The organism is Mesorhizobium sp. f-mel (genome assembly GCF_053850215.1).
The window spans coordinates 102,929-118,725 of the sequence record NZ_JBSPTO010000007.1; the positions used below are offsets into that span (position 1 = coordinate 102,929).

Annotated in this window: 15 protein-coding genes; 10 read left to right on the forward strand and 5 right to left on the reverse strand. The window is 63.1% G+C overall.

The features are described from left to right. Positions 1-61 precede the first annotated feature (61 nt). Together ACWUKX_RS12025 and ACWUKX_RS12030 are read left to right on the forward strand one after the other, a co-directional pair. Entirely contained in the window at positions 62-2,317 is a 2,256-nt protein-coding gene (locus ACWUKX_RS12025; protein WP_456006909.1) for a transglycosylase domain-containing protein, read from the forward strand. A gap of 103 nt (positions 2,318-2,420) precedes the next feature. Further along, complete coding sequence (locus tag ACWUKX_RS12030) at positions 2,421-3,173, forward strand: SDR family NAD(P)-dependent oxidoreductase (RefSeq protein WP_065010150.1); 753 nt, start codon at positions 2,421-2,423, stop codon at positions 3,171-3,173. Positions 3,174-3,194: 21 nt separating this feature from the next. On the opposite strand, the gene ybaL is transcribed toward ACWUKX_RS12030, so the two are convergent. Together ybaL and ACWUKX_RS12040 are read right to left on the reverse strand one after the other, a co-directional pair. Beyond that, a complete protein-coding gene (gene ybaL / locus ACWUKX_RS12035) occupies positions 3,195-4,982 on the reverse strand; it encodes a YbaL family putative K(+) efflux transporter (RefSeq protein ID WP_456006911.1) in 1,788 nt (595 codons plus the stop codon). 221 nt (positions 4,983-5,203) lie between these two features. Further along, positions 5,204-5,653 carry a baeRF12 domain-containing protein gene (locus ACWUKX_RS12040; RefSeq protein WP_029348209.1) on the reverse strand — a complete coding sequence of 150 codons (450 nt, stop codon included), beginning with the start codon at positions 5,651-5,653 and terminating at the stop codon, positions 5,204-5,206. A gap of 392 nt (positions 5,654-6,045) precedes the next feature. Here ACWUKX_RS12040 and cysG point away from each other — a divergent pair, with 392 nt between their 5' ends. From cysG to ACWUKX_RS12070, 6 genes are all read left to right on the forward strand, one after another. Next, positions 6,046-7,497 (forward strand): siroheme synthase CysG, encoded by a 1,452-nt coding sequence (gene cysG, locus ACWUKX_RS12045; protein ID WP_287151259.1) that lies wholly within the window; start codon positions 6,046-6,048, stop codon positions 7,495-7,497. After that, a complete protein-coding gene (locus ACWUKX_RS12050; RefSeq protein ID WP_456006913.1) occupies positions 7,494-7,799 on the forward strand; it encodes a DUF2849 domain-containing protein in 306 nt (101 codons plus the stop codon). The genes cysG and ACWUKX_RS12050 overlap by 4 nt, the downstream gene beginning before the upstream one ends. 46 nt (positions 7,800-7,845) lie before the next feature. Continuing rightward, positions 7,846-9,516, forward strand: coding sequence for a nitrite/sulfite reductase (locus ACWUKX_RS12055; protein WP_095520260.1), 1,671 nt, complete (start codon positions 7,846-7,848; stop codon positions 9,514-9,516). Then, positions 9,491-10,255 carry a phosphoadenylyl-sulfate reductase gene (locus ACWUKX_RS12060; protein WP_065010146.1) on the forward strand — a complete coding sequence of 255 codons (765 nt, stop codon included), beginning with the start codon at positions 9,491-9,493 and terminating at the stop codon, positions 10,253-10,255. Before ACWUKX_RS12055 ends, ACWUKX_RS12060 begins: the two co-directional genes overlap by 26 nt. Positions 10,256-10,282: 27 nt before the next feature. Further along, positions 10,283-10,819 carry a DUF934 domain-containing protein gene (locus tag ACWUKX_RS12065; RefSeq protein WP_456006915.1) on the forward strand — a complete coding sequence of 179 codons (537 nt, stop codon included), beginning with the start codon at positions 10,283-10,285 and terminating at the stop codon, positions 10,817-10,819. 139 nt (positions 10,820-10,958) lie between these two features. Continuing rightward, entirely contained in the window at positions 10,959-11,579 is a 621-nt protein-coding gene (locus ACWUKX_RS12070) for a DJ-1/PfpI family protein (RefSeq protein ID WP_456006917.1), read from the forward strand. Between the two features lie 143 nt (positions 11,580-11,722). Here the strand turns inward: ACWUKX_RS12070 and ACWUKX_RS12075 are convergent, their stop codons facing one another. Beyond that, entirely contained in the window at positions 11,723-12,745 is a 1,023-nt protein-coding gene (locus ACWUKX_RS12075; protein WP_065010144.1) for a fatty acid desaturase, read from the reverse strand. A 144-nt stretch (positions 12,746-12,889) separates the two neighbouring features. Next, positions 12,890-13,126 carry a hypothetical protein gene (locus ACWUKX_RS12080; protein ID WP_456006919.1) on the reverse strand — a complete coding sequence of 79 codons (237 nt, stop codon included), beginning with the start codon at positions 13,124-13,126 and terminating at the stop codon, positions 12,890-12,892. A 238-nt stretch (positions 13,127-13,364) separates the two neighbouring features. On the opposite strand from ACWUKX_RS12080, the gene grpE reads away from it, so the two are divergent. Together grpE and ACWUKX_RS12090 are read left to right on the forward strand one after the other, a co-directional pair. Next, positions 13,365-14,000 (forward strand): nucleotide exchange factor GrpE, encoded by a 636-nt coding sequence (gene grpE, locus ACWUKX_RS12085; RefSeq protein WP_029348194.1) that lies wholly within the window; start codon positions 13,365-13,367, stop codon positions 13,998-14,000. 114 nt (positions 14,001-14,114) lie between these two features. Further along, entirely contained in the window at positions 14,115-14,747 is a 633-nt protein-coding gene (locus tag ACWUKX_RS12090) for a trimeric intracellular cation channel family protein (RefSeq protein ID WP_456007035.1), read from the forward strand. 79 nt (positions 14,748-14,826) lie between these two features. Here the strand turns inward: ACWUKX_RS12090 and ACWUKX_RS12095 are convergent, their stop codons facing one another. Beyond that, a complete protein-coding gene (locus ACWUKX_RS12095; RefSeq protein WP_164784066.1) occupies positions 14,827-15,702 on the reverse strand; it encodes a GNAT family N-acetyltransferase in 876 nt (291 codons plus the stop codon). Between the last annotated feature and the right edge of the window lie 95 nt (positions 15,703-15,797).

Below are 15,797 nucleotides of genomic sequence, written 5' to 3' on the forward strand. Positions count from 1 at the left end.
TGTTTCCGAAAATCGCGATTTTCGGGCGATGCGATAGGCATCGGGACATACAGCACAGCGCATGGCGAACCGCAGAGACAGCCGCATCGAACCCAGCTTCGAGGGACCGCCACGGGCGAAATCCTCGGCCGGTTTTTCTGTGAGCGAGGAGGATCGCGTCGTGCCGAGCAACCGCAAGACCTCTGCAAAGCGCCAACCGGCCCGGACAAAATCGTCGCGGCGCGGACGTGGCAAAAGCCGGCGCGGGCTGTTCGGCGTGCTCGGCCGGTTGGCCTACTGGTGCTTCGTGCTGGCCATCTGGGGCGGCATCGCCAGCGCAGGCATCGTCGTCTATTACGGTGCGAAAATGCCGGCGGCCACCACCTGGGCCATTCCCGACCGCGCGCCCAATATCAGGATCGTCTCCGTCGAAGGAAAACTGCTCGCCAATCGCGGCATGAGCGGCGGCGAAGCTGTCGGCCTGCATGAAATGTCAGCCTATATTCCCGAGGCCGTCATCGCCATCGAAGATCGCCGCTTCTATTCGCATTTGGGCATCGATCCGATCGGTCTGTCCAGAGCCATGGTCGCCAACGTTCTCGGCGGGCGTTTTTCGCAGGGCGGCTCGACGCTGACCCAGCAATTGGCGAAAAACCTGTTCCTGACGCCTGATCGCACGCTGGAACGCAAGGTGCAGGAAGTGCTTCTGGCGCTGTGGCTCGAGCACAAGCACACCAAGGACCAGATCCTCGAAATGTACCTCAACCGGGTCTATTTCGGCTCCGGCGCCTATGGTGTCGAAGCGGCCTCGCGCCGCTATTTCGGCAAGAGCGCACGCGATGTCACGCTGCCTGAGGCGGCACTCCTCGCTGGCCTGTTGAAAGCGCCGTCGCGTCTGTCTCCGGCGCGTGACCCGAAGGCGGCCGAGCAGCGCTCGCAGCTCGTTCTCGCCGCCATGCGCGACGAAGGCAAGATCAGCGCTAAGGAACTGACCACGGCGATGAGCGCGCCGGCGTCGCGGGTGGCATCCTACTGGACGGGCTCGGAAAACTACGTCGCTGACACCATCGTGGAAGAACTGCCCGACCTGATCGGCGATGTGCGGGGCGACATCATCGTCGACACCACCGTCGACCTCACGCTGCAGAAGCTCGCCGAACAATCGATCCGCCGGCTGATCGACGGGAGCGGCAAGAAGCTCAATGCCAGCCAGGGTGTGCTGGTGTCGATCGACAATTCCGGGGCGGTACGTGCCATGGTCGGCGGCTATGATTATTCGACCAGCCAGTTCGACCGCGCCTCGGAGGCGCGCCGCCAGCCGGGCTCGGCGTTCAAGCCGTTCGTTTACATGGCGGCGCTGGAAGCCGGCCGCACACCAGACAGCGTGCGCAATGACGCGCCGATCAGGATAGGCAAATGGACGCCAACCAATTACGGCGGCAAGTATTTCGGCAAGGTGACGCTGGCGACGGCGCTGGCGAAGTCGCTGAACTCGGTGGCTGCCCAGTTAACCATGGAAGTCGGCCCTGACGCGGTGGTCGAGGCGGCGCATCGCATGGGCATCCAGTCCGACCTCACGGCCAACACCTCGATCGCGCTCGGCACCTCTGAAGTGACGCCGCTGGAACTGACGTCGGCCTATGTCCCCTTCGCCAATGGGGGCTACCGCCCCGACGTCCATTTTATCCGCCGCGTGACGACAGCCGGCGGCAAGGTGCTCTACGACAACAATGGCGGCGGCGCCCCGCGCGTCATCAAGCCCGAGATCGTCGGGATGATGAATTCTATGATGACCGGCACTGTCGAAATCGGCACTGCCAGGAAGGCGGCCTTTGCCTGGCCGGCCGCCGGCAAGACCGGCACCAGCCAGAATTCGCGCGACGCCTGGTTCATCGGCTACACCGCCAATCTCACCACCGGAGTCTGGTTCGGCAATGACGATGGCGGTCCGATGAAGAAGGTCACCGGCGGCGCGCTGCCGGCGCAGGCCTGGCATGAATTCATGGTCGCCGCTCATGAAGGCGTGCCGGTGCGGCCGCTGCCTGGAACATGGAGGTCGACGCCCGCGGATACGATCGTGCAGGACGAAATACCGTCCAACGCGGCGCAACCGGCCCCGGTGCCGTCCGCTTCGGTTGGCCAATCCGCGCCGTCCGCCCAAAAAGCGTCGCCGCCTCGCGCCGTGCGTCCCGCCGAAACGGTCGATGCCGCAGGCTTCGGCGTGCCGGGCGGTAGCGGCACCACCGCATCGATCAAGCGCCCGGTGCCGCCCGGCGATGTCGGCGGCCCGGTCAAGAAGCGGCAGACCTCGATCTTCGACATCCTCACCGGCGGCTGACCCCTCGTCATCGCTGCCGTGTTCCGCTACATCTCCGGGTTAAAAGTGCTAGAGCGTACTTTGTGCGCCCAAAGGGACGCACGTCGCCCTAAAGAGATCGCGAATGGCCGAAACCGACACCAGAAAGACAATCGTGCTGACCGGCGCCAGCCGCGGCATCGGCCATGCCACGGTCAAGCGCTTTTCGCGCGAAGGCTGGCGCGTCATCACCTGCTCGCGCCAGGCCTTTGCCGACGACTGCCCGTGGCCGGCCGGTCCGGAAGACCATATCAAGGTCGATCTCGCCGACCAGGAGGATGTCGGCATCGCGATCTCCGAAATCCGCCATCGGCTGGAGGCGCATGGCGGCCAGCTTCATGCGCTGGTCAACAATGCCGGCATCTCGCCGAAGCTCAAGGACGGCAACAGCCGCATGAATTCGATCGACACGCCGATGCATGTCTGGCGCGACGTGTTCCAGGTCAATTTCTTCGCGCCGATCATGCTGGCGCGGGGATTATTTAGGGAATTGGCGTCGGCCAAAGGCTCGATCGTCAATGTCACCTCGATCGCCGGTACCCGCGTGCATCCTTTCGCCGGCACCGCCTATGCGACGTCGAAAGCCGCGCTCGGCTCGCTGACGCGGGAAATGGCGCACGATTTCGGCCCGCACGGCATCCGCGTCAACGCCATCGCACCCGGCGAGATCGATACGGCGATCCTGTCGCCGGGCACGGAAAAGATCGTCGAGACGATCCCGCTGCGGCGGCTGGGGACCACGGCGGAAGTCGCCGACATCATCTTCTTTCTGTGCTCGCAGCAGGCGTCCTATGTGACGGGCTCGGAAATCCACATCAATGGCGGCCAGCACGTGTAAGCGAACGCCGGCGATCGAGGTCTAAGTAATCGGTGCTTTCGGCTCTTCGGCCGCCTCTGTCTTGCCTTCCATCACCTCTTCCACAATCCCACGCGCGATCTCGCGCTCACCCATGATGACCGTGTCGGCTCCGAGCCCCTTGAGATGCTCGACCTCGGCATCGGAATGGGCGCGGGCAATGACGTTGATCTTCGGGTTGGCGGCGCGGGCGCGCAGCACGATCTGTCCCGCCTCGAAGGCGTTGGGGATGGCGAGGATCAGCCGCTTCGCGCCCTCGGGATTGGAAGCAGCGAACACCTCGCTATTCGCGGCGTTGCCGGACACGGTTTCGATGCCGTCGTCCCTGAGCTTCGCCAGCGTCTTGTCGGCATCCTCGATGACGAGGAAGGGCAGGGCGGCCTTCTTCAATGACGCGCCGACGAGACTGCCGACGCGGCCATAGCCGACCAGGATGGAATGGCCGGTAAGCGCTGTCCTGGGCGGCGGGCCGTCCTCTTTCACGGGTGCCTCAACCGAAGCCAGCTGGCCTGGCTCCGTCGCGGGGCCGATCGGCTTTGCCTCGTCGAGCGAAGCCGTCTTGCCGGCGCGCCTTTCCAGCCAGGGTTTCATCGAGTCGACGGCAAGGAACATCAGCGGGTTGAGGACGATCGACAGGATAGCACCGGCGAGGATGAGGTCGCGTCCTTGTTCGGGCAGCAGCTTCAGCCCGACGCCGAGCTCGGCCAGAATGAACGAGAATTCGCCGATCTGGGCAAGGCTTGCCGAAATCATCAACGCGGTCGCGATCGGATAGCGGAAGGCGACGACGATAGCGAAGGCCGCCAGCGATTTGCCGATGACGATGATGGCCAGTGTCGCCAGGATCGGCCAGCCATTGCTGATCAGGCTGAACGGGTCGAACAGCATGCCAACCGAAACGAAGAACAGCACGGAAAAGGCGTCGCGCAGCGGCAGCGATTCCTCGGCCGCTCGATGGCTGAGCGCGGATTCGCTCATGATCATGCCGGCGAAGAAAGCGCCCAGCGCCAGCGAGACGCCGAATAGCTTGGCGGCGCCGAAGGCGACGCCGAGCGCGATGGCCAGCACCGCCAGCCGGAACAATTCACGCGAACCGGTATGGGCGACGTAGTGCAGGATCCAGGGGATGACACGGCGGCCCACCACCAGCATGACGACGACAAAGGCGGCGACCTTGGCCAGCGTGATGCCGACGACACTCCAGATGCCGTAGCTGGCCGGCAGCGACAGCAGGCTGCTATGGGTCTCCCCTTGCTGCTGGCCGCCCAGCACGCCAGCCAACGCCGGCAAAAGCACCAGCGCCAGCACCATGGCCAGATCCTCGACGATCAGCCAGCCGACGGCGATGCGGCCGCGCTCCGTCTCGATCAGCCGCCGCTCCTGCAAGGCACGCAACAGCACCACGGTCGAGGCGACGGAAAGCGCCAGCCCGAAGACCAGCCCCGCGCCCATCGACCAGCCGAGCATCCAGGCAAGAGCGGCGCCGAGCGCTGTCGCGAAGCCGATCTGCACTATGGCGCCGGGCACGGCGATGGCGCGGACCGACAACAAATCCTTCAGCGAGAAATGCAGGCCGACGCCGAACATCAACAGGATCACGCCGATTTCGGCCAGTTCATTGGCGAGGCCGGCATCGGCGACGAAGCCCGGCGTGTTAGGCCCGACCAGCACGCCGGCGATGAGGTAGCCGACCAGCGGCGGGATGCGGAAGCGATTGGCAAGTGCGCCGAAGACGAAAGCCAGCCCCAAACCGGCGACAATGGTGGCGATAAGGGGCGTGTCATGCGGCATGGTCTATGGAGCGCCTTTCAAGATCACGATGCCGGATATGCACCGCCGGAAGCAGCCGCCTTTGCAATATGGCGGCTCGGATGGTCGAGGCAACCCGCAAATGCCATGAAATCGACGACAGGGAAGACAGAAGGCGAGCCGCCTCGGGCTGGCAATGGTTGCTCGAAAAAAGAAGGGGATTGCTGCAAAAAGGAAGGGGCCTGCGCGCCCGATGCCCGCGATCAGGCCGCCTGCAACAGGTTTTCGATGTCGACGATGGTGTGGTTGGTCAGCGTCTTCGAAATTTCCACTGTGATTTTCTCGGCGACTTCCTTGTGCAGTTTTCGACGCATGTCGCCCAGCACCTGCGGCGGTGCGATCAGCACCATCTCCTTGAAGGCGCCGCGATGCGCGAGCTTGTACAGCCGCTCGGCAATTTCGTCGGCGAAACGCTCCTTGCCGAGACGATGCCAGTCAGTGTCCTCGACTGCGCTGCGGTGGACGGAAGGGCCGTCGCTGTAGCGGCCGGGGCGGTCCGAACCTTGCTCTCGCGTCGCCGGATTTGCCTGTTCCATTTCCTGCACGACCTGAAGGTCGGGATATTGGGTGTCGCCACGGTTCTCGAGGAACAGCGCCTTCTCGCCGTCGGCCACTACGATCCACAGTCCGCGTTTCAGCTTGAGGTTATTCACGGAGCGCTCCTTTTTTCTGTTTTTCATGGTTTCTAGGCCCGTCTCTGGAGCCATTGCCGCGGCTGAACAGCCAGGCTCGGATTCACAGGGCAAACGCGCGCCGACGCAGGAATGTTCCGGTGTTCAGCGCATCGCAGCTTTAGTCTACTAGATTCGTAGAATTTAGAAAAAAGTGTTTTGTAATATACCTCGCTTGTCGCTAGAACCGCCACAGATCAAGGCTCGCAACAGCGGCTTGGATCCGCTCCACTCGTGGCTGTGGAATTTTTTTCTCCTGCCTTTGGGGCTTGCGGAAAAGCGATTGCTTCACACGAAGCGATGCGCGAGTGCGTTCCTTCTGCTTTTTCGCGCCCGCGCGTAGAACTGCCAGCGTATTCAGGATTCCGCTCGCCATGCCGCAGGCCACCGCCAAGCTCAACGCCTTTCCCGTATTCATGCGGGTCGAGGGCGAAGCCGTGGCCATCGTCGGCGGCGGCGAGGAGGCTCTGGCCAAGGCGCGGCTGATCGGCCAGTCGAGCGCCGTGCTGCGCATCATAGCCGATGCCGCCGAGGCCGAGTTGCTGGCCTTCATCGCCGCGAATGGTGCCATCCACATTGCTGCCGCCTACGATGCCGCGCATCTCGAAGGCGCGGTCATGGCGTTTGCCGCCAGCGGCAATGAGGCGCTCGACCGCCGGGTTGCCGAAGATGCGCGCCGGATGGGCATTCCGGTCAATGCCGTCGACCGGCCGGAGCTGTGCGATTTCTTCACCCCAGCGCTGGTCAACCGCGCGCCGGTCGCCATTGCCATCGGCACGGAAGGGGCCGGCCCGGTGCTTGCCCAGATGCTGCGCAGCCGCATCGACCGCATGCTGTCGCCGTCGCTCGGGCCGCTTGCTTCGCTTGCCGCCTCGTTACGCGGCACCGCTGAGAGATTGCTGCCGAAAGGCAATGCCCGTCGGCGCTTCTGGAGCGACTTTTTCGGCGGCGCGCCGGCCCGCGCCATGGCGGCCGGCCAGCTTTCGCAGGCGCATGATGCCGCCGTTGACCTGTTGCTTTCGAACGCGCCGGCATCGGGCCACATTGCCCTGGTTGGCGCGGGTCCCGGCGCCGAAGACCTGCTGACGTTGCGCGCCCACCGCCTGCTGATGGAAGCCGATGTCATCGTCCATGACGCACTCGTGCCGGAGACGATCGTCGCCATGGGCCGCCGCGACGCCGAGCGTCTGCCGGTGGGCAAACGCAAGGGCTGCCATACCAAGAGCCAGGCCGAAATCAACGCGCTGCTGATTGAACTCGGCCGCGACGGCAAGCGCGTCGTGCGGCTGAAATCCGGCGATCCGCTGGTGTTCGGCCGGGCGGGCGAGGAAATGGCGGCGCTGCGCGATGCCGGCATCGCTTATGAGGTGGTTCCTGGCGTCACCGCGGCCTTCGCCGCCGCCGCCGATTTCGAGTTGCCGCTGACGCTGCGCGGCGTGTCGTCATCTATGGTGTTCACTACCGGCCATGACCTCAAGGGAAATTCGCTGCCTGACTGGGCCAAGCTCGCCATCTCCGGCGCAACGGTCGCCGTCTATATGGGCCGCTCAGTCGCGGCCGAGGTTGCCGGCCGGCTGATCGAGGCGGGCCTGTCGCCGGATACGGCGGTCGCCGTGGTCGAGAATGCCAGCCTTGCCAACCGCCGCCGTTTCCACGGCACGCTCGCCGACCTGCCGTCGCTTGAGGTCCGCGCCGACCTTACCGGCCCGGTCATGACGATCATCGGCGATGCAGTCGCCGGCGCCAACTTTGAACGTTCCGAGCCGCTCGCGGCACACAGGCATGAAGGCGCGGCCCAAACAGCCGCCGAAGGAGCTGAACGATGAAAGTTCTGACCGCAAACCGCCTGGCCGACGGCGAAGCCGTCTGGTACGCCAACGGCGGCTGGGCCGAGATCATCGACAATGCCGATGTGGCCCATGATAAGGCGGCTGAAGACCGGCTGGAGGCGATCGGCGCCACGGCCTATGCCAACAACGAAGTGGTCGATGTTAATCTGATCGACGTGACCGTCGCCAATGGTGTGGTCGAGCCGGTCCGGCTGCGCGAAAAGATCCGCGCCGCCGGCCCGACCAACCGCAACGACCTGGGCAAGCAGGCCCGCCCGGAAGCCGCCCGGGCGGCGTAAACGACCACATTGATGAAACGGGCGGACTCGCCCGGAAAGACCAGACATGTACCGTTACGATGAGTTCGATCACGATTTCGTCCAGGCCCGCGTCGCCGAGTTCAGCGATCAGGTCGCGCGGCGGCTTGCTGGCGAGATCACCGAGGATCAGTTCCGGCCGCTGAGGCTGATGAACGGCGTCTACCTGCAATTGCACGCTTACATGCTGCGCATTGCGGTGCCTTACGGCACGCTGAACAGCAAGCAGCTGCGCATGCTCGGCCACATCGCCCGCAAATACGACAAGGGCTACGGCCATTTCACGACGCGCCAGAACATCCAGTTCAACTGGCCGGCGCTGTCGGACATCCCGGCGATCCTGGCCGATCTGGCGAGTGTGGAAATGCACGCCATCCAGACCAGCGGCAATTGCATCCGCAACGTCACCGCCGACCACTTTGCCGGTGCCGCCGCCGACGAGGTCGCCGATCCGCGCCCCTATGCGGAAATCCTGCGCCAATGGTCGTCGGTGCATCCGGAGTTCTCGTTCCTACCGAGAAAATTCAAGATCGCGGTGACCGGCGCCGAGCGCGACCGCGCCGCCATCCAGACGCATGACATCGGCCTGCATTTGAAGAAGAACGCTGCCGGCGAACTCGGTTTTGCCGTCTATGTCGGCGGCGGTCAGGGCCGTACACCGATGATCGCCAAGAAGATCCGCGACTTCCTGCCCGAGGCGGACCTTCTGTCCTACTGCACGGCGATCCTGCGCGTTTACAACCTCTACGGCCGCCGCGACAACAAATACAAGGCGCGCATCAAGATCCTCGTCCACGAGACCGGCGTCGAGGAGATCACCCGTCAGGTCGAGGCCGAATGGCAGGAGCTGAAAGAGGCGGATCTGAAGCTGCCGGAAGCCGACATCCGCGCCATCGATGCCTATTTCGCGCCGCCGGCGCTGGCCGACCGGCCGGAAGGCGACGAGGTGGTCAAGCTTGCCCGCCTCGATTCCAAGAGCTTTTCGGAATGGCTCGATCAGAACGTGGTGACCCACCGCCATCCTGATTATGCCGCCGTGACCATTTCGCTCAAGGGCATCGGCGAAGCGCCAGGCGATGCCTCCGACAGCCAGATGGAAGCGGTCGCCGACCTTGCCGAGAAATATGCCTTCGACGAGTTGCGCGTCAGCCACGAGCAGAACCTGATCCTGCCGCATGTTGCGCGCGCAGACCTCAAGGCGGTCTATGACGCTCTGGTCGACATCGGACTGGCGACGGCCAATTCCAACCTGATATCAGACATCATCTCCTGCCCCGGCCTCGATTATTGCGCGCTGGCCACGGCGCGTTCCATTCCGGTGGCACAGGAAATCTCGCTTCGTTTCGCTTCGCTTGAGCGGCAGCGCGAGATCGGCGAATTGAAGCTGAAGATTTCCGGCTGCATCAACGCCTGCGGCCATCATCATGTCGGCCATATCGGCATCCTCGGGGTCGAAAAGAAGGGCGCCGAACTCTATCAGGTCACACTCGGCGGCTCGGCCGACGAGAACACCTCGGTCGGCGAGATCATCGGCCGCGGCTTCAGTTCGGAAGAGATCACCGACGCCATCGAGCAGATCGTCGAGACCTATCTCGGCCTCCGGCTCGACAGAAACGAAAAATTCATCGACGCCTACCGCCGTGTCGGTCCCGCGCCGTTCAAGGAGGCGCTCTATGCTGGCGAAGCCAAGGCCGCTTGATCGTATCGTCGACGTCGAGGCCGGCATCGCCGCCGAAGCGGCGGGGCTCGATGCGCTCTATGGTCATCTGAAGCCGCTTGAGATCATCGAGCGGTCGGCCCGGGAGTTCTTTCGCGGCGAAATCGCCGCAGTTTCGTCCTTTGGCGCGGATTCGGCGGTGCTGCTGCATATGATCGCCAAGATTGACCGGACGTTGCCGGTGATCTTCCTCGACACCGGCAAGCATTTCGAGGAGACGCTCGGCTATCGCGACGCGCTCGTTGCCGATTTCGGACTGACCGATATCCGGGTGATCACGCCGGACGAAGCAGCGCTCGAACGGATCGATCCGACCGGCAATCTGAACGAGACCGACACCGACGCCTGCTGCGACGTCCGCAAGGTCGAGCCACTGGCGCGCGGCGTCGAGCCGTTCCGCGCTTGGTTCACCGGCCGCAAGCGTTTTCAGGCGACAACGCGGGCAGCACTTCCGGTGTTCGAGGCGGTCGGTTCGCGCATCCGCATCAATCCGCTGGCGCACTGGACGACATCGGACCAGGCCGCCTACATGCGCAAGCATCAGCTGCGCGAGAACCCGCTGGTCGCCTATGGCTATCTGTCGATAGGCTGCTTCCCGTGCACGCAGCCGGTGCAGCCGGGCGAGGACGCGCGCAGCGGCCGCTGGGCCGGTCACGCCAAGACCGAGTGCGGCATCCATTTGTCGGGGCTGGAGAAGTCGCTGACCGACGCCTCGCTTTAGGATCTTCTTGAGCTTTAGGAATTTTTGATGACCGAACTAACGCCAGAGACTATTACCCGCCTCTGGACCCCGACGGGTTTTCGCGAGGACGAGTGGACCCATGCCGAAAGTGCAGACGCACTGTCCGGCAATGGCCGCTTCATCCTGTCGCTGCAGGCGTTTCTCAACCTCGACCCGGCGGTTCGCCGGTCGGCGAAGGAACGTCTGGGCGTCCTGCTTCAGCCCGGCGACCAGCTCGAAAAGATCGCCGACCTGCTCGACGAGATATCGCTGGTGGCGTTGGCCTTCCCGGCTTTCAGTGACGGCCGTTCCTTCTCAAAGGGAGAACTGCTGCGCAGCCGCTACCATTTCGAGGGCACGGTCCGCGCAACCGGGCAAGTTCTGGTCGACCAGCTGCCGCATATGCTGCGCCTCGGCTTCGACGAGTTCGAAGTGTCGCATCCGGTGCTTTTGAAACGGCTCGAGGAAGGCCGCACCGGCGGTCTGCCGCTGTATTATCAGCCGACCGAGAGGCCGGAGGCCAAAGGCCCTAAATATTCCTGGCGGCGGGTGCGCGCCGGCTGATCGCCTGCGCCGGGCAGCTCGCCGCATCTGGTCGGACCACTTTGCAGATTCAGTCTTTTATTTTCGGTGTCCTGCCCTTAGGATAGGCTCATTATTTCGCGCTCCGAAATAAATATGGCCACCAAGGGAGGAACCGGAAATGGCTGGTAAGAAGATATTGATGCTCGTTGGCGAGTTCAGCGAGGAATACGAGATTTTCGTCTTTGAACAGATCATGCATGCGGTCGGCCACACGGTTCACGTCGTGTGTCCGGACAAGAAGGCGGGCGACATACTGAAGACGTCGCTGCACGACTTCGAGGGCCACCAGACCTATACAGAAAAGCTTGGTCACGATTACATCCTCAACAAGACCTTTGCCGAGGTGAATCCGGCCGAATACGACGCCGTCTATGCGGCGGGCGGGCGCGGGCCGGAATATATCCGCATCGACAAGCGCGTGCAGGCGCTGGTGCGGCATTTCCATGAAACCGGCAAGCCGATCTTCACCATCTGCCATGGCGCGCAGATCCTGATGGCGGTCGACGGCGTGCTGCGCGGCAGGGAAGTCGCGGCGCTCCAGTATTGCGAGCCGGAAGTCACGCTCGCCGGCGGCACCTACATCGATGTCGCGCCGACCGGCGCCCATGTCGACGGCAATCTGGTATCAGCCAAAGGCTGGCCGGGTCTCGCCGCCTTCATGCGCGAATGCCTGAAGGTGCTCGGCACCGAGATCCGCCACGGCGAGATATTGATGCGCGACGAACGCAAGGCGGCTTAAGCAAGGCTTGGGAACCGCCGCATTTGTCGTGCGGCGGCTCTACAGCGCCGCGCGTCCTTTTGGGACGCGCAAAGGACGCTGTAGCACTTTGATTCCACGCATGATCCTTTCCGAAAATCGATTTCGATTTTCGGGGTCATGCGTTACGCAGTCATCCGCGCTTCGCGAAACGATACCAGCTTGCTGCGGTTCTCATCCCACAGCGCCAGCTTGACGCAGCGCAGGCTCTCCAGAAGCGTGACACGGCCGATTTCGCGCAGTTCCGGATAGTCCCTCAGGACCTCCTGCAGTCGATAGCACGGCACCTTGGCGGAGAGGTGGTGCACGTGATGCACGCCGATATTGCCGGTGAACCAGTTCAGCACCGGCGGCAGGTCATAATAGGACGAGCCGTGCAGGGCCGCGTGCTGAAACTCCCATTCGGAGTCCTTTGCCCACTCGGTTTCCTCGAATTGGTGCTGGACGTAAAACAGCCAGATGCCGGCGGAACCGGCCAGAACGACGATGGGTAAGTGGACAACCAGGAACGCTTCGAGGCCGACGAACCAGACGAGGGCGGCGGCGGCGACCGCGATGGCCACGTTGGTTGCCATTGATGACACCCAGGGCGTGAGGCCGCCTCGCATCATGCCGACCGGCAGTCTCTGCTCAAAGATGAAAAGCCAAATGGGGCCGAGGCCGAACATGACGAGCGGATGGCGATAGAGACGATAGGCAAGGCGGCCCCGCCAGGACATTTGCCGATATTCGGCGACAGTCAGCGTCCTGATGTCGCCGGTGCCGCGCTCATCGAGGTTGCCGGCGCTGGCGTGATGGGTTGCGTGGGCACGTCGCCAGCAATCGTAGGGCGTCAAGGTCAGGATGCCCAGGCCGCGGCCGATCCAGTCGTCGGCGGTGCGATTGGCGAAGAAGGAACCGTGGCCGCAATCGTGCTGGATCATGAAGATCCGCACCAGAAAGCCGGCGGCCGGAAGTATGAGGATCAGACCCCACCAATGACCATGGGCATAAGCAACTGAGGACAGTGCCCACAGCGTGGCAAAGGGAATGAGGGTGATGGCAAGTTCGACGGCGCTGCGCCGCCTGTCAGGTTTCTTGTAGCGCGCCAGGATCTTCAACCAGGCACGTTTGCTGTTCGCCACAGCTTCGGGGGAAATCATGTTCATCAGGAAGCATAAACAGACCATTCCTTCGCCGCAAGGCAGGGATCACGCCAAGTTACTGCGGGTAATTGTCGCGCGACGCGTAAGGTGCTGCAATGTGGGAGGGCATACTTCCGGCGGCACGCAACGACAGGCGAATGTTTTGGTCTACCGCCGGGGGCCACGGGCGGCTACGCTGCTCTCGATGCCGTCCAGGCGGTCGAGCAATTCCCTGAAACGATCGGGAATGTCGTTCTCCGTCCGGAACGCCGGCAGCGCACGCAGAAAGCGCATCGTTGCCTCGGTGCCGAACTGGCGCCTGATGCCGGCCGCGAGCCTTTCACCTCTTTCGTCATTGTTGCGGGCGCCATTCTTGTTACGGTCGCCGTCGTTGCGGGTCATCATCTCAAAATCCTGTGTCGGCTTCGAAACTCTTCCAGCAGACGAATGGTTCCCCCAACGCAGCATCTTGGCAAGCAAAGCCGGCGGTTACAGTAAAATTTGAATTAATATCGAAAGGTCTTCATGATGCGTCGTCGAAGCGCCAGCGGCCCCTCCGGTATCGCTTGCCACTTGATTTTTGGCCGACAAACCTCGATATCGGGCACAAAATCCACACCATTCGAAATGACGGGAAATGGCGATGAGCGACCAGGCAAAAGACGAACGCGCGCCCGATGAAGCCGAGACCACTGGGGCTGCTACCGAACATACGGAAGGCAGCGTCGACGGCGACTACGAGGCGCTTGTGCGGCTGCTGAAGGAAAACGACGAGTTGAAGGACCGCGCGCTCCGCGTCGCGGCCGAGATGGAGAATCTGCGCCGCCGTACCGCCCGCGATGTGCACGACGCGCGTGCCTACGCCGTTGCCAATTTCGCCCGTGACATGCTGTCGGTGTCGGACAATCTGCGCCGCGCGCTGGATGCGATTCCGGCTGAGGCCAAGGCGTCGGGCGATGCCGGCTTCAAGGCGCTGATCGAGGGTGTCGAGCTCACCGAACGCGCCATGCTATCGGCGCTGGAGCGGCACGGGGTGAAGAAGCTCGAGCCGGAAGGCGAGAAATTCGACCCGAATTTCCACCAGGCGATGTTCGAGGTGCCCAATCCGGATGTGCCGGCCAACACCGTGGTCCAGGTCGTGCAGCCAGGCTATTCGATCGGCGAGCGGGTGCTGCGGCCGGCCATGGTCGGCGTTGCCAAGGGCGGTCCCAAGCATGTAGCTGGTGAAGCGCCGGTCGAGCCAGGGCCGGTGAATGAGCAAGCTGAGAAGGATGCGTGATTAGGCGGTAAGGGAGTAGGGTAGTAAGGGACTTGATAGAGGAGCCGTACCAATCGTGCGGCTTCATGCTATTCATACTCCCCTATTCACCCACTCCCTTACTCCACCATGTCCTTGAACCCAATCGAGCTTCTCGACTATGCCGGCGTCGCCGTCTTTGCGGCGACCGGTGCGCTGGCCGCCTCGCGCAAACAGCTCGACATTATCGGTTACCTGTTCCTGGCCAGCGTCGCCGGCATCGGTGGCGGCACGTTTCGCGACGTCATCCTCAACGTGCCGGTGTTCTGGGTCGGAAACTGCGACTATGTGCTGATCTGCGCGGCGGTGGCGGTCTTGGTCTTCTTCAGCGCACACCGTGTCGAATCCCGCTACAAATTGCTGCTCTGGCTAGACGCCATCGGCCTTGCCGCCTTTTCGGTGATGGGCGCGGCCAAGGGGCTGGCGATCACCGGCTCGCCGGCGGTTTCGATCGTTACCGGCATGCTCACCGCCACCCTTGGCGGCATTCTTCGCGATCTGTTGACCGGGGAGCCTTCAGTGCTGTTGAGACCGGAGATCTACGTTACCGCAGCACTTGCGGGCGCCGCTCTCTATACGCTCGGCGATTTCGCCGGGCTGCCCCCGCTCGCCTCGGGCCTGGCAGGCTTCATGGCTGCTTTCTGCGTGCGTGGCGGCGCGCTCAAATTCGGCTGGGCCTTTCCGTCCTACAAGAGCAGGCCTGGTCGGCGACCGGAAGATATTCCATGAAATGAGAGCGGGTAGCGATAACAATCTGCAGCGAATTGGAGGAACTCCCGCTACTCGCTACTCGCTACTCACTGGAATCTCAAGCGGCGAAGCGCTGGGCTTCCCCGCCATAATAGTTGACGTAGCGGGCGCCGATCTCTTGGACCGGCATCACCACGAACACGTCGACCGTCGAGAATTCGCGATCGATGACGCAGCCGTCGCCGATGCGCGCGCCGACGCGCAGATAGCCCTTGACCAGCGGCGGCATCGCCGCGATCGCGGCCTTGGCATTGACCGCCTCGATCGGCATCAAATCCATGGAACAATAGCGCCCGGCGACCGCACGCACGTCCCAGGCCGAATTCGTCCGGCAGTGATGGGCGAGATAGGTCAGCGCTTCGGCGTGTGCCGCCGGCACAGTGCCGTGGAACGAAGCGCAACCGGTCATCACGCCGATCCCGTAATGGTTGATATAGGCCCAAATACCTTGCCAAAGCGCCTCGATGGTGCGCTTCGAGCGGTATTCCGGCAAGACGCAGGAGCGGCCGAGCTCGAGGAAACGCTGGCCGGGGTGGCGGGCGATAAGATTGGTCAGCTCGAATTCGCCCTCGGAATAGAAGCCGCCGGCCGCTGCCGCGATTTCCTGCCGCAGCAGGCGGTAGGTGCCAACAATGCGGCGATGCTCGGGACCGGACAGGGAGGTGTCGAAGACGAGCAAATGATCACAAAGCGGATCGAAATGGTCGGCGTCGCGGCGATCCTGCACCTGGAACAGGTTCTTCCTGGCGCCAAGCTCGTCATAGAACACCCGGTAGCGCACTTCCTGCGCGGCGGCGATCTCGGCCTCGTTGCGGGCGAGCCGCACTTCGAGGTTGCCGATACGGCCGAGCGCTTCGCCTTTTGTGACGGCATCGACGTTCCGGCCGGTGAGCAAAGCACCGCTGGCGTTCGGCCGAGCGTCACATTCCGGCATAACTGTATGCACGAGTGATTCTCCTTCGAGCCATCCCTCTTGGCACGGGGATACGGTGTAGGTGCAACAGGATTGTGACAGTACCGTGATACGGT